The organism is Pseudomonas sp. GM18, from assembly GCF_000282195.1.
GTDB lineage: Bacteria > Pseudomonadota > Gammaproteobacteria > Pseudomonadales > Pseudomonadaceae > Aquipseudomonas.
Map to the genome: position 1 here is coordinate 15,013 of NZ_AKJT01000034.1, position 15,257 is coordinate 30,269.

7 protein-coding genes and 1 pseudogene are annotated in these 15,257 nt (G+C 60.9%); 6 read left to right on the forward strand and 2 right to left on the reverse strand.

Annotated elements, in window-relative coordinates:
- Positions 1-54 precede the first annotated feature (54 nt).
- Positions 55-1,095 (forward strand): annotated as a pseudogene (locus PMI21_RS30160) (HAMP domain-containing protein); the annotation flags it as partial.
- 132 nt (positions 1,096-1,227) lie between these two features.
- Positions 1,228-1,959, forward strand: a complete 732-nt coding sequence (locus tag PMI21_RS30165) for a methyl-accepting chemotaxis protein (RefSeq protein WP_443200761.1) — start codon at positions 1,228-1,230, stop codon at positions 1,957-1,959.
- A gap of 127 nt (positions 1,960-2,086) precedes the next feature.
- On the opposite strand, the gene PMI21_RS18500 is transcribed toward PMI21_RS30165, so the two are convergent.
- Positions 2,087-3,889 carry an acyl-CoA dehydrogenase gene (locus tag PMI21_RS18500; RefSeq protein ID WP_007936759.1) on the reverse strand — a complete coding sequence of 601 codons (1,803 nt, stop codon included), beginning with the start codon at positions 3,887-3,889 and terminating at the stop codon, positions 2,087-2,089.
- A 153-nt stretch (positions 3,890-4,042) separates the two neighbouring features.
- Entirely contained in the window at positions 4,043-7,996 is a 3,954-nt protein-coding gene (gene putA, locus PMI21_RS18495) for a trifunctional transcriptional regulator/proline dehydrogenase/L-glutamate gamma-semialdehyde dehydrogenase (RefSeq protein ID WP_007936761.1), read from the reverse strand.
- Between the two features lie 461 nt (positions 7,997-8,457).
- Here putA and putP point away from each other — a divergent pair, with 461 nt between their 5' ends.
- From putP to PMI21_RS18475, 4 genes are all read left to right on the forward strand, one after another.
- Positions 8,458-9,942, forward strand: coding sequence for a sodium/proline symporter PutP (putP, locus tag PMI21_RS18490; protein ID WP_007936763.1), 1,485 nt, complete (start codon positions 8,458-8,460; stop codon positions 9,940-9,942).
- 250 nt (positions 9,943-10,192) lie between these two features.
- Entirely contained in the window at positions 10,193-12,211 is a 2,019-nt protein-coding gene (locus PMI21_RS18485; RefSeq protein WP_007936764.1) for a type VI secretion system Vgr family protein, read from the forward strand.
- Positions 12,201-12,938: a DUF4123 domain-containing protein gene (locus tag PMI21_RS18480; protein WP_007936765.1), complete on the forward strand. Its 738-nt coding sequence runs from the start codon at positions 12,201-12,203 to the stop codon at positions 12,936-12,938. Before PMI21_RS18485 ends, PMI21_RS18480 begins: the two co-directional genes overlap by 11 nt.
- A partial coding sequence (locus tag PMI21_RS18475; protein WP_007936766.1) for an RHS repeat domain-containing protein occupies positions 12,938-15,257 on the forward strand: 2,320 nt, incomplete at its 3' end. The genes PMI21_RS18480 and PMI21_RS18475, both read left to right, overlap by 1 nt.

Here is a 15,257-nt window from a genome sequence, read left to right on the forward strand (position 1 = left end):
GGGTGCTCCATGCAGTTCTGGCGACGCAGTATTCAATGGCAGTTGATCCTGAGCATGGGCACCGCCCTGCTGGTCAGTATTCTGATCGTGGTTGGCATTTATACCCTCGTGGTCAACCGCCTCGCCCAGCGCTATCTGGTCGAGCAGGCGTTGCCGTCGAGCATCGAAGCGATGCGCAACGACATCGAACGCATCCTCGTCCAACCCCTCACTGCCGCCAAGGACATCGCCAGTAACAGCATGGTGCGCGACTGGCTGGCCGGGGGCGAAAACAGCGCCCAGACCGCCGGTTTCGTCAGTTACCTGGAAGGCATCCGCTCCGAGCACAAAGCCTTTACCGCGCTGATCATCGGTGCCGCTTCAAACCATTACTTCACGGAAAAGGGCCTGGACCGCACGCTCAGCCGCTCCAATCCCAATGACGCCTGGTTCTATTCGTTCCTCGACAGCAATCAGCCGCGCACCCTCAATATCGACCATGACACCGCGACCGGCGAGTTGGCGCTGTTCATCGACCTCAAGGTCGAGCAGGCCGGCAAAGTCGTGGGCGTGGCCGGGCTGGGCCTGAGCATGAAAGAGCTGTCGGAGTTGATCCACAATTTCAACTTCGGTGAGCGCGGCAAGGTCTATCTCGTGCGTTCCGACGGTTTGATCCAGGTTCATCCCGAGGCGCAGTTCAGCGGCAAACGTACGCTGGTCGAACAGGTCGGCGCTTCGGCGGCGCAAGCGGTCATGGGGCAGCTCTCTACCTCCACCGCGTCTGCCAGCAGCAGTTTCGTCCGCGATGGTGAAGAGTTTCTGGCGTTGAGCTTGCCGCTGCGCGATCTCGGCTGGACCCTGGTGGCCGAAGTGCCACAGTCGCAGATCTACGCCGAGGCTCGCCGGGCGATGTGGATGAGCAGCGGCATTGGCTTGGCGGTGGCGCTGGTGTGCCTGTTGCTGGTGGTGTTGCTGGCCCGTGGATTGGTGCGACCGATTCGTCAGGTAACAGCGGCGCTGGTAGCCATCGGTAGCGGTGGTGGAGATTTGACCCACAGGTTAGATTCCAGCCGCGCCGATGAGCTGGGTGATCTTGCTCGCGGTTTCAATCGCTTCTTGGAAAGTCAGCGCGAGATGATCGGCGAAGTGCTGACCACCAGTGAACATTTGCGCACGGCGGTCGGTCAGGTGGCGCGGGTGGTGGACAACACCGCTGAGCGTTCCGGACGTCAGCAGGAAATGACCGACATGGTCGCCACCGCCGTTCACGAGATGGGCCTGACCGTGCAGGAAATCGCGCAGAACGCCGGCAATGCGGCGGTCGCTTCACAAACCGCGAGGGATGAAGCGCTGCAGGCGCGGGAAGTGGTGGGCGGATCGATTCGGCATATCGAAAGCATGTCCGACGAAATTGGCGTCGCCGCCGGAGCGGTGGGCGAGTTGGCCCATCAGGTGGCGTCCATCGATCAAGTGTTGGCGGTGATTCGAGGGATTTCCGAGCAGACCAATCTGCTGGCGCTCAACGCCGCCATCGAAGCGGCGCGGGCCGGGGACATGGGCCGTGGCTTTGCGGTGGTGGCCGATGAAGTACGGACCCTGGCGCGACGGACGCAGTCGTCCACCGACGAAATTCAGCAGATGATCGGCAGCCTCAAGCAGGGTGCGGAAAATGCGGTGTCTTCAATGCACGCCGGGCAAGCGGCGACTGGCACGGGGGTTGAGTCTAGCCAACGCACCGGGGCATCGTTGACAGCGATTACCGGGCAGGTCGAGCGCATCAGCGACATGAACCATCAGGTGGCCACGGCGACGGAAGAGCAGTCGGCGGTGACCGATGAGATCAACCGCAATGTGCAGGGGATTTCTGATCTGGCGCGGGCCACGGCGGGGGAGGTCAGGGCTTGTCGTGAAGACTGTCAGACGTTGCAGCGGTTGGCCGATGATTTGGCGCGGCAGATGGGTGGGTTCAAGCTGAGCTAACCGATCGTTCCCACGCTCTGCGTGGGAACGCATCCTGTGACGCTCCGCGTCACGGCCGCGGAAGGGACGCGGAGCGTCCCGGGCTGCACTCCCACGCAGAGCGATGGGAGCGATCGGTGTCAGCGGGTCAGAACCACTCATCCTGCATGCTCAGGCAAACATCATCCCGCGCCTCAAGAATCGCCAGCTCATGGTGGCAACCCTGCACTTCCCACGTCAGGAAATACCGCGCCGCCTGTAGCTTGCCTTTATAGAAGCTCACATCCGCCGCATTGCCCTTGGCCAACCCTTCTTCAGCACGAATCGCCTGTTCCAGCCAGCGCCAGCCAATCACCGTATGACCGAACACTTTCAGGTACAGCGCCGAGTTCGCCAGGCTGCTGTTGACCTTGCCCTGGGCCAAATCGGTCAACAGGCCGATGGTCACGGTTTGCAGGCGAGCCACCAGTTTCTCCAGCGGCTCACGCAATGCGCTTAATGTTTCGTACGCCTGCGCCCGCTCGGCGGTGTCGGCGATCAGACGGATCAATTGCTTGAGCCCCGCGCCACCGTTTTGCGCCAGTTTGCGCCCCAGCAAGTCCAGCGACTGAATGCCGTGGGTGCCTTCATGGATCGGGTTCAGGCGGTTGTCGCGGTAATACTGCTCCACCGGATACTCGCGGGTGTAGCCGTGACCGCCGAGAATCTGGATCGCCAGTTCGTTGGCCTTCAGGCAAAACTCCGACGGCCAGGATTTGACGATCGGCGTCAGCAGATCCAATAGCTCGTGGGCCTGTTTGCGCTCGGCTTCGCCTTCAAGCGTCGTGGTGTCGTCGAACAGCCGCGCCGCGTACAACCCGAGGTCGAACGCGCCTTCGACGTAGGCTTTCTGGGTCAGCAGCATGCGTTTGACGTCGGCGTGCTGAATGATTGCCACCGGTGCGGTGGTCGGATCCTTGCTATCTGGCACCCGACCTTGCGGACGCTCGCGGGCGTACTCCAGGGAATACAGATACCCGGCGTAACCCAGCATCACCGCGCCCATGCCGACGCCGATCCGCGCCTCGTTCATCATCTGGAACATGTAGCTCAAGCCATGGTGTGGCTTGCCCACCAGATAGCCGACACACTCGCCGTTATCGCCAAAGTTCAGCGCAGTGGAGGTGGTGCCACGCCAGCCCATCTTGTGGAACAGCCCGGCCAGCAGCACATCGTTGCGCTTGCCGAGACTGCCGTCATCGTTGACCAAAAACTTGGGCACGATAAACAGCGAGATCCCCTTCACCCCGGCCGGCGCGTCCGGCAACTTGGCCAACACCATGTGCACGATGTTTTCCGACAGCGGGTGGTCACCGCCGGAGATGAAGATCTTGTTGCCCTTGAGTCGATAGGTGCCGTCGGACGCCGGCTCGGCGCGGGTACGAATATCCGACAGTGATGAGCCGGCGTGGGGCTCGGTCAGCGCCATGGTGCCGAAGAAGCGACCGTCGATCATCGGCTGCAGAAAACGCTGCTTCTGCTCATCGGTGCCGAAGCTTTCAATCAGGTTGGCCGCGCCCATGGTCAGGAACGGGTAGGAGGTCGACGCCGCGTTGGCCGATTGAAAGTGTGCGAAGCAAGCCTGGGACAGCAGCGTAGGAAGTTGCATGCCGCCGGCATCGAAACTACGCGCGGCGTTGAGGAAACCGGCTTCGAGGAAGGCATCCACCGCCGGTTTCACTTCCGGAATCAGGATCGCCTGACCGTCCTCATAGCGCGGCTCGTTCTCATCGCCCTTGCGGTTGTGCGGGGCGAAGAACTTCTCGGCGATGCTGCGGGCAGTGCCGATGGCGGCATCGAAGGTCTCGCGGTTGTGCTCGGCGAAACGCTCACGCTGGGTCAGGCCCTCGGCATCGAGGACTTCATACAGCTCGAAAGCCAGATTGCGGGAACTGAGCAACGTCTCGGACATGGCGGCCTACCTTTAATTGGGATGGACCGAGTCTAGGCGTGGGAATAGAGGCTGAACAGGATGATTGATGTGGGTGATGGAGAGGCAAAACAAGGGTAGGGAATGATCACAAAAAACCGGGCACCCATTGCAGGCGCCCGGCTTTATTACGGTTTAGCCAATGGTCATCAAGCTGGCATTACCACCCGCCGCAGCGGTGTTCACGCTCAACGCCCGCTCGATCACCAGGCGCTCCAGCGCAATGTTGGTCTCGCCCTGCGACAAACCATGAACCCCGACAATCGCACCCGCCCGCTTGGCCACTTGCTGGCATACCGCGCGCAGCTGATCGGAATGGCCATGATGCAGAACTGCATCAACCACCACTTCGTCTTTGGTCCAGTCGGCAACCCGCTTGATCCGCGCCTGAATTTCCTTCGGCAGACGTGCGAACAAGGCCTTGCCCGGTTCAGCGTCCGGCCACACCGCCGAACCACCGACGGCCAACACCGCCGCCAGTTGAGTCAGAAGATCGCCTTCGACGTCCGCCAGGCACAGCACGTGTTCGCGCGGCAGGATGGCGTAGCTGTTGCGCTCGCCGGTCGGGCCGGCCAGCACGCGGGTGATCCCGCTCTGGGATTGCGCCGCGAACTGCACGCACAGGGCGCTCAGGTCCGTGAGCTTGTTGCTGTCGGCCCAGGCTTTCAGCGCGGTCAACGGTTGGCTCATGGCATCGCGCAGACGCACGTCAGGCGCTGTGATGGCGTCGCCGCGAGCGAAGGATTGTTCGATCGCATCGGTAGGACGCGTCGACAGCAGGCGGTACAGGTACAGCGGACCACCGGCCTTCGGACCGGTACCCGACAGGCCTTCGCCGCCGAACGGTTGCACGCCGACCACTGCACCGACGATGTTGCGGTTGACGTAGACGTTACCGGCGTTGACGTTGTCGATCACCTTGGCGATGGTCTCGTCGATGCGGGTGTGCACGCCGAGGGTCAGGCCGTAGCCGGATGCGTTGATCTGGCCGATCAGTTGGTCGATGTCTTTGCGCTTGTAGCGCACCACGTGCAGCACCGGGCCGAAGATCTCCCGTTGCAGCTCGTCGAAGCTTTCCAGCTCGATCAGGGTCGGCATCACGAAGGTGCCGCGTTTGACTTCTTCGCTGTTGGCGATCGCCACCTGGTACACGTTGCGACCTTTGTCGCGCATGGCCTGGATGTGCTTCTCGATGCCGGCCTTGGCTTCGGCGTCGATCACCGGGCCAATGTCCACGGACAGACGCTCTGGGTTACCGAGACGGCATTCAGCCATGGCACCCTTGAGCATTTCGATGACACGGTCGGCGGAATCTTCCTGCAAGCACAGCACCCGCAGCGCCGAGCAGCGTTGACCGGCGCTGTCAAACGCCGACGACACCACGTCGATGACCACTTGTTCGGTCAGTGCCGAGGAGTCGACGATCATCGCGTTCTGGCCGCCGGTTTCGGCGATCAGCGGAATCGGACGGCCCTGGGCATCCAGACGACCGGCGACGTTGCGTTGCAGCAGGCGCGCGACTTCGGTGGAGCCGGTGAACATCACGCCTTTGACCCGATCGTCGCCGACCAGACGGGCACCGACGGTTTCGCCACGGCCCGGCAGCAGTTGCACCACGCCTTCCGGAATCCCGGCTTCGAGCAGCAGGCGTACGGCTTGAGCGGCGACCAGCGGGGTTTGCTCGGCAGGCTTGGCCAGTACCGGGTTACCGGCTGCCAAAGCAGCAGCCACTTGGCCACTGAAGATTGCCAGCGGGAAGTTCCACGGGCTGATGCACACCACCGGGCCCAGTGGGCGGTGGGTGTCGTTGGTGAAATCGTTGCGTGCCTGCACCGCGTAGTAACGCAGGAAGTCCACGGCTTCGCGCACTTCGGCGATGGCGTTGGCGAAGGTCTTGCCGGCTTCGCGAGCCAACAGGCCCATCAGCGGCTGGATCTCGCCTTCCATCAAATCGGCGGCACGTTCCAGGATTGCGGCGCGTTCGGCCGGCGGCGTGGCCTGCCAGATCGGCGCAGCATTCAAGGCGCACTGGATCGCGTTGTCGACATCTTCGACGGTGGCTTCCTGCACATGGCCCACCACGTCACGCAGATCGGACGGGTTCAACACCGGAGCAGGGGTTTCAGTGCTGGAGGCGCAACCGAGCATCGGCGCGGCTTTCCAGTTGTTATGGGCAGTGGCGAGCAGAGCGCAGGACAGCGAAGCCAGGCGATGTTCGTTGGCCATGTCGATGCCGCTGGAGTTGGCGCGTTCGGCACCGTACAGGTCACGCGGCAGCGGAATGCGCGGGTGCGGCAGGCCGAAGCCGCCTTCCAGCGTGGCCATCTGCTCAATGCTGGCCACCGGGTCGGCCACCAGCTCCTGAATCGAAATCGACTGGTCGGCGATACGGTTGACGAACGAAGTGTTCGCGCCGTTTTCCAGCAGACGACGCACCAGGTACGCCAGCAATGTTTCGTGAGTGCCGACCGGAGCGTACACGCGGCACGGACGGTTCAGCTTGCCGTCGGCGACTTTGCCTACAACCTGTTCGTACAGCGGTTCGCCCATGCCGTGCAGGCACTGAAACTCGTATTGACCCGGGTAATAGTTCTGACCAGCGATGTGGTAAATGGCCGACAGGGTGTGGGCGTTGTGCGTGGCGAACTGCGGGTAGATGACTTCCGGCACCGACAGCAGCTTGCGTGCGCAGGCGATGTAGGACACGTCGGTGTACACCTTGCGGGTGTAGACCGGATAGCCTTCCAGGCCTTCGACCTGGGCGCGTTTGATTTCGCTGTCCCAGTACGCACCTTTTACCAGGCGGATCATCAGGCGATGACGGCTGCGGCGCGCCAGGTCGATCACATAGTCGATCACGTACGGGCAACGCTTCTGGTAAGCCTGGATCACGAAACCGATGCCGTTCCAGCCAGTCAATTGCGGCTCGAAGCACAGGCGCTCCAGCAGATCCAGCGACAATTCGAGGCGGTCAGCTTCTTCGGCGTCGATGTTCAGACCGATGTCATATTGCTTGGCCAGCAGGGTCAGCGACAGCAGGCGCGGGTACAGCTCGTCCATCACGCGCTCGTACTGGGCGCGGCTGTAACGCGGGTGCAGGGCCGAGAGCTTGATGGAAATGCCCGGGCCTTCATAAATCCCACGACCGTGGGAGGCTTTGCCGATCGCATGGATGGCTTGTTCGTACGAAGCGAGGTACTTCTGGGCGTCGTGTTCGGTGAGCGCGGCTTCACCGAGCATGTCGTAGGAATAGCGGAAGCCTTTGGCTTCGAACTTGCTCGCGTTGGCCAGGGCTTCGGCGATGGTTTCGCCGGTAACGAACTGCTCGCCCATCAGGCGCATGGCCATGTCGACGCCCTTGCGGATCATCGGCTCGCCGCTCTTGCCGATGATGCGGCTCAGGGACGAGGTCAGGCCCGCTTCGTTGTGGGTGGCGACCAGTTTGCCGGTCAGCAACAAGCCCCAGGTGGCGGCGTTGACGAACAGCGACGGGCTGTTGCCCAAGTGTGGCTGCCAGTTGCCGGTGCTGATCTTGTCGCGGATCAAGGCGTCGCGAGTGCCTTTGTCCGGGATGCGCAGCAGCGCTTCGGCCAGGCACATCAGCGCCACGCCTTCCTGGGACGACAAGGAAAATTCCTGCAGCAGGCCCTGAACAATCCCGGCACGGCCGCCGGCGCTCTTCTGATTGCGCAGTTTCTCGGCAATCGAGGCGGCGAGCTTGTTGGTGGCTTCGGCCATCGGTGCCGGCAGGCGCGCCTGCTCGATCAGCATCGGCACCACTTCAGGTTCCGGGCGACGGTAAGCGGCAGTGATCGAGGCGCGCAGCACCGATTGCGGCAGGATGCTTTCAGCGAATTCCAGGAAGCATTGGTGCGCGTGATCGACGTGGACCTCGCCCACCTCGTCAACTTCCTTGCTGTTCAAACCATTCAGCTCGGACAGGGTTGCACCACCCTCGAGTTTTTCCAGGTAATTGAAAATTGCCTGCTTGATCAGCCAGTGCGGCGTGCGATCAATCGAGGTCGCGGCGGCCTTGAGGCGTTCGCGGGTCGGGTCGTCAAGTTTGACCCCAAGGGTGGTGGTAGCCATATTTTTATCCTCATGTTTGCCACGACCGCGTGGCATCAGCTGACGGCAAGATTAGCTGTGCGTTGGTTGAGGTGCAACCGGGTGCAACCCTTTTTTTGCCGGAATAATAAGCAGCTCGTCAGGAAATAAATTCTGGTACACCGGTACGGCTCCTGCTTGGTGCTTTTGCTTCTAGCTCAATCCGGAAAACGCCCTAAAAAGGAGCAAAAACCGACTGTTTTCAGGTAAATCCGATTAGGTGCAACTTATTCGAACGAAACTGGTTGCACCTTATTTGCATTGTTGAATAGCATTCGCGGCCAAGGTGCAACCGGTCAAAAAGATCGGTGCACCGGCTGATGGCTTTCCTGGGGAAACATCAGTCATAAACGCGCGGGCCCCCGAATCGTCTGTCAAACGTCGTCGTTTGCGAGCGGTTCACCAGCCGCCGCTACATAAAAACAATGCCAGGGCGTAACTCAATGAGCGTAAGCAACCCAACCCTGATCACGTTCGTGATCTACATTGCAGCAATGGTGCTGATCGGCTTCATGGCCTATCGCTCCACCAACAACCTCTCTGACTACATTCTGGGCGGCCGTAGCCTGGGCAGCGTCGTGACCGCACTCTCTGCCGGTGCTTCCGACATGAGCGGCTGGTTGTTGATGGGCCTGCCGGGCGCTATCTACATGTCCGGTCTTTCCGAAAGCTGGATCGCCATCGGCCTGATCGTCGGTGCTTACCTGAACTGGCTGTTCGTCGCCGGCCGTCTGCGCGTGCAGACCGAGCACAACGGCGATGCGCTGACCCTGCCGGACTACTTCTCCAGCCGTTTCGAAGATAAAAGCGGCCTGCTGCGGATCATCTCCGCGGTCGTGATCCTGGTGTTCTTCACTATCTACTGCGCTTCCGGCATCGTCGCTGGCGCTCGTCTGTTTGAAAGCACCTTCGGCATGTCCTACGAGACAGCGCTGTGGGCCGGTGCTGCGGCGACGATTGCCTACACCTTCGTCGGTGGTTTCCTGGCAGTGAGCTGGACCGACACCGTACAAGCCACGCTGATGATCTTCGCCCTGTTGCTGACGCCGATCATCGTGCTGCTGGCCACTGGCGGCATCGACACCACGTTCCTGGCCATTGAAGCGCAAGACCCAAGCAACTTCGACATGCTGAAAAACACCACCTTCATCGGCGTGATTTCGCTGATGGGCTGGGGTCTTGGCTACTTCGGCCAGCCGCACATCCTGGCGCGTTTCATGGCGGCGGATTCGGTCAAATCGATTGCCAACGCTCGTCGCATCTCCATGACCTGGATGATCCTGTGCCTGGGCGGCACCGTCGCTGTAGGTTTCTTCGGCATCGCTTACTTCTCGGCACACCCTGCCGTGGCGATGCCAGTGAGCGAAAACCACGAGCGTGTGTTCATCGAACTGGCGAAAATCCTGTTCAACCCGTGGGTTGCCGGTGTGCTGCTGTCGGCCATTCTGGCGGCGGTGATGAGTACGCTGAGCTGCCAACTGCTGGTGTGCTCGAGCGCCCTGACCGAAGACTTCTACAAAACTTTCCTGCGTAAAAGCGCTTCCCAGGTTGAGCTGGTCTGGGTCGGTCGTGCCATGGTGCTGCTGGTTGCGCTGATCGCTATCGCTCTGGCGGCTAATCCGGAAAACCGTGTACTGGGTCTGGTCAGCTATGCCTGGGCAGGTTTCGGTGCTGCATTCGGTCCAGTTGTGCTGATCTCCGTGATCTGGAAAAACATGACCCGCAACGGCGCACTGGCCGGCATCCTGGTCGGCGCGATCACTGTGATCGTCTGGAAACACTTCGAACTGCTGGGCCTGTACGAAATCATCCCTGGTTTCATCTTCGCCAGCCTGGCGATCTACATCGTCAGCAAAATGGGCGCACCGACCAGCGGCATGCTGCTGCGCTTTGCGGCAGCCGAGAAGGATTTCCGCCTGAACCAGTGAGGGGGATGAGCTGATGCTCTGACCTTTTGCCGAACATGAAAACGGCCCGCTGCCTTTTGGAGGCGGGCCTTTTTTCGCTTCCACAGTTGTTCGGTGGTGCTTCTGACAGGAATGTCTGTAGTTCTCTATTCCGATTTTTGAAGGAAAAATCGCTAAAAAAGCAGGGCAAATCTGATTTCCCTGTCCCTCCATCAACACCCCTTGTCGCTCATGCAGAATCGCCCGCCTTCATTCTGCAGAGACACATCGGATGTTCGCGCCTGCCAATCAACCGCGTTTCACGTTGACCCTCGACGGCGTCCAGAATGAGCTCAAGGTGCTTGAGTTCACGGGCAAGGAAGCCATCAGCCAACCCTACCGCTTTGACCTGGAACTGGTCAGCGAACGGCCCGACATTGAACTCGAAAGCCTGCTGCATCGTCAGGCATTTCTGAGTTTCGATGCGCAAGGCTCTGGTATTCATGGTCAGATTTTTCGCGTCGGCCAGAGTGATTCCGGTCATCGTCTGACGGGCTACCAGATCAGTCTCGTACCGCGTCTGGCGTACCTCGGTCGACGCATCAATCAGCGGATTTTCCAGCACAAAAGCGTGCCGGCGATCGTCGCGCAAATCCTCAAAGGCCACGGCATCCAGCGCGATGCCTTCGAGTTCCGACTCGGCAGCGGCTACCCCAAGCGCGAGTACTGCGTGCAATACGCCGAAAGCGATCTGGCGTTCATCCAGCGACTGTGCGCCGAAGTCGGTATCCACTACCACTTCCAGCACAGCCCCGACGGGCACCTGCTGGTGTTCGGCGATGATCAGACGGTTTTTCCTCGTCTGCCTGAGCCGACGCTGTACCTGCCGGGCAGCGGGATGGTGGCGGATGCGCCGGCGATCAAGCGTTTCAACGTACGGCTGGAAACCCGGAGCACTGTGGTCACCCGTCGCGACTACGACTTCCAGAAACCGCGATTGCAACTCGAGAGCCGCCTCGACAGCGAGCAGCGCCCGGTGCTGGAGGACTACCACTTCCCCGGCCAATTCACCGATCGTGAGCACGGCAAGCATCTGGCTCAACGAGCACTGGAACGGCACAGCGCGGATTACCGTCAGGCTGAAGGTCGCGGCGACGAATCCGCTTTGGTCAGCGGGCATTTCCTACACCTGGCCGAACACCCGCGTCAGGCATGGAATGACCTGTGGTTGATCACCGAAATCGAACACCGTGGCCGTCAGCCGCAAGTGCTCGAAGAGTCGGCCACCAGCGACAGCCCGGATGATTTCCAGGGCTATCGCAATACCTTTCTGGCGACGCCGTGGGACGTTTCTTTTCGCCCGCCACTGGGGCCAGAAAAGCCACGGATGCTCGGCTACCAACCCGCCGTCGTCACCGGCCCGGCAGACAGCGAAATCCATTGCGACGAGTACGGTCGAGTCAAGGTTCAACTCGCCTGGGACCGCGACGGTCAGCTCAACGAGCACTCCAGTTGCTGGCTGCGTGTAGCCACAGGCTGGGCTCACGACCGTTACGGCAGCGTGATGATTCCGCGGGTTGGCATGGAAGTGTTGGTGGGGTTTGTCGACGCCGATGCCGACAAGCCGCTGGTGATGGGTTGTTTGCCCAACGCGGCGACCCCGGTGCCCCTCGATTTGCCGGCCGACAAGACCCGCAGCATTTTCCGCAGCCAAAGCAGTCCCGGTGGCGGCGGTTACAACGAATTGCGCATCGAGGATCGCAAGGGCGCCGAGGAAATCTACCTGCGCGCCCAGCGAAACTGGACTCAGCACGTGCTGAACGATCAACAGGTGCAGGTCGATAACCAGCGCAGCATCGTCGTCACCGGCACCGCCCGCCATGAGTTGAAGTCCGACGAAAAACGCATCACCCACGGTCAACGCCAGACCGAAGTGCGGCGGGACGATCACTTGGTGGTGGTCGGCGACCGACACATTCGCGTGGCCAGTCAGGCCCTCAACGCCAGTCAGCAATTCCACGTCAGCGCCGGCCAGCAAGTGATCATCGACGGCGGTGCCAGCGCGACCATTCAGGCGGGCGGGCAGTGGATCAACATCGGCCCCGGCGGGATTTTCAGCAGCGTACCGATTCAGGTCGGTGGGGCACCGATGGCGGCCATGGCTTCAGCACCGAGCCTGCCGGATGTGCCGTTGAAGCTCGCAGCGGCCCCGGCGGCGCTGCTCAGTGCCGCGCAGATTCTCAGCCTGCAAAGCGACGCGCCGTTCTGCGAAGAGTGCGAGCGCTGCAAGGACGGTGTCTGTGCCGCCTGATGCCCTGTCACCTCGCGCCTGGCTGGAGCGCCAGCCACTGCAACCGTCGGAGCAACTGTTCGCGATTTTCAGCAGTGCCAGCGCTGCTGAACCGTTCAAAGCCTGGCAACGCTCGATCACGGCACAAGCGCCGAGCCCGATCTGGGCCGGCACCGCGTACGCCGAATGGGAAGCGGTGATGCCCTATGTCGGAATCGTCGCCGCTGACAGTGAGTTTCTGCAGTGGGTCGCTACCACTGAGTCCCGCGATTGGGGTTGGCTGGCGGTGTCTTGCGCCACTCAAGAGTCGTTGGTCGAGCATTTACGCAGCCTTACACAAGTCCTGATGCCCAACGGCAACACGGTGTTTTTTCGCTATTGGGATGGGCGCTATGTGCTGCCGATTTTGCAGTCTGCCGAGGTCAACGCCGCGCACCTGATGCCGGTGATCGGGCGCTGCCTGGTCAATGGCCAGCCGCTGGATATCGGTGGTAGTGCGCTGAAAACCACCAGGGTTTTTCCGTGGTGGGAGGTTTCCGAGTCGCTGCTTAAACACCTCGCCAGCGAGTCCGCGACAACACACATCAACAACCTGCTGAAGTGGTTGAGCGAAGACCGTCCTGATCTTTATGAGGCGTTCTCGATGAGTGTGTTGCGGCACAAAGTCGCGAGTTTTCTGGAGGCGTCGGACCGACTTCAAGCACCGAAATCAGCGTTGGTGGATTACCTGATGACGGAGCTGGACTGATGGATCAGATCGTACGGATCGAGCAGGAGCTCGACGGTTTTAAAGACACGCTGAGTGTGTACCGCCAGCAACTCGGTACCTTTTTGAGCCGGAATGCGGACAGAGTTAGCCGGGTTACGGACATGCCATCGCTGATGGACATGGAGCGGGTGATAAAACTCGGCAATACCACGACTGCAGTGAGCAGTGGCGACGATGATTTTATCTCGGGTCTTGCGCAGTGTCCGGCTAATGGAATTCTGCAGATCGAGAGCAAGTTCGAATCGGTCTACGACATTCCGCTGGGGAACATTCAGGTCGATGTGATTGCCACCGATGGTGGCGAAAGTACGCCTATCACGCTCGATGAAAACGGTCAGGGACAGTTCATAGGCACACCCGGCAAGTTCTATCGTGTTCATGTCCACAGCGAAGTCACCCCGACTCAAATCGATGATCTTTTCTCCTCTTACGACGGCCTGACCCAGGAGCTGGAAAACTGGCTGCGCAAGGAGTGGGAAGGGTTCAAACCGCAATGGTCGCAGCAATCGGCATCCGCATCGTTGGCGGCAGTGGGCAATGGAATGCTCGCGGGAGGTTGGGCGGCGATTCAGGCGGTTTGGGATGGCATGGGTGAACTCACCGACATCCTGAAAGACCCCAACGCCTTTGCCGAGAAGCTTGGCGAAAGTGCAGGGCAACTTGCCAGTTTGGCCATAACCGCCCCAGACAAAATGGAAAAGGCCATGTTGGTGGCCAGCGACGAGGCGGCGCTGTGCTTGTTGATGCGCACCGCGACCTTGTGGCTGGAAGCATTGCCACCTTCGCAACTGGCCGGGTCCTCGGCTGAAGCAATTTCCAAGGTCGTGGTTGGCTTGGTCATCGATCTGTTGATTGGTTTGGTACTGAGTGTGGTCGGGGTTGGCATTGCCTGGCTGACCGTGCGCCTGGCCAAGTACAGCGCACAGATTTTCCAGGCCGCCATGGGCTTTGTGAAGTCGATGGTTGCGATCATCAACAACTTCATGGAGTACGTTGATCGCTACAAAAAGGTCGCCGCACGGGGTGTGGCGGCGGGACTAAAAAAGGGTCGTATGCAACTGCGTTGGGATGCCCGGCGCAATACGACATTGAAAAAAGACGAGCCTCACGACGACGCGTCGAAACAGGCGAAAAACCCCAACGGCGACAGCGCCGACTCAGTCGATAAAACCGCGACCAACAACTGCCCGGTATCGATGGTCACCGGCGAAGAACTGCTGACCCTCACCGACGGCTCGCTGGACGGCATCCTGCCGTTCGACTTCACCCGGCTCTATCGCACCAGCGCCGCCGAAATCGACTGCGGCCTCGGTTTCGGTTGGAGTCATTCGCTCGCCCATCGTCTGGAGATCGTCGGCGACCAGGTCATCTGGATCGACCACGAAAACCGCCGCACCACGTTTCCATTGCCGAGCCACGAGCGCTCGGCGATTCACAACAGCCTGTCGCGCGCGGCGATTTACCTCGGCGATGACCCCGAAGAACTGATCCTCGCCCGGGCCGGCGACGACACGCGCTTCTACCACTTTCACCACGGCCGGCTGACGGCCATCAGCGACGCCTACGACAACCGATTGCGCATCACCCGCGACCGCCAGGAGCGCATCCAGCGTCTCGACAACGGCGCCGGCCGCGCCTTGTTGTTGCGCTACGACCGTGCCCACCTGATCGCCATCGACTACCAGTGTTTCCGCCCGGTCCAGACCCTCGCCGAGACGTGGCACACCGAGCGGACGCTGGTCAGTTATCACTACGACGAACGCGATCAGCTGATCGAAGCGAGCAACGCCGCCGGGGAAAGCGAGCGTTACGACTACGACGACCAGCACGTAATTTTGCAGCGGCAACTGGCCGGTGGCGCGAGTTTCTTCTGGGAGTGGGAACGGTCCGGCAAGGCTGCCAGATGTATTCGCCACTGGGCGTCGTTTGCGCAGATGGACACGCGTTATGTCTGGGATGACCAGGGCAGCGTCACGGTCCTGAACATCGACGGCAGCGAAGAGGTTTACGTCCACGATGATCGGGCGCGGCTGGTGCGCCGGGTCGAGCTCGACGGCGGTGAACAGCTCAAGGCCTACGACGAGCAGGGCCGGTTGGTGGCCGAGCAGGATCCGCTCGGCGCCGTCACCGAATACCGCTACGACGACGTCGGACGGCTGGTGGCGCTGATTCCACCGCAAGACGAGCCAACGGCCTACGAGTATCGCAACGGTTTCCTGCAGGCGCGCTATCGTGGCCAAGCGGTGTGGAAATACCAGCGCAATGCTCAGGGCGATGTCACCGAGGCGGTTGATCCCG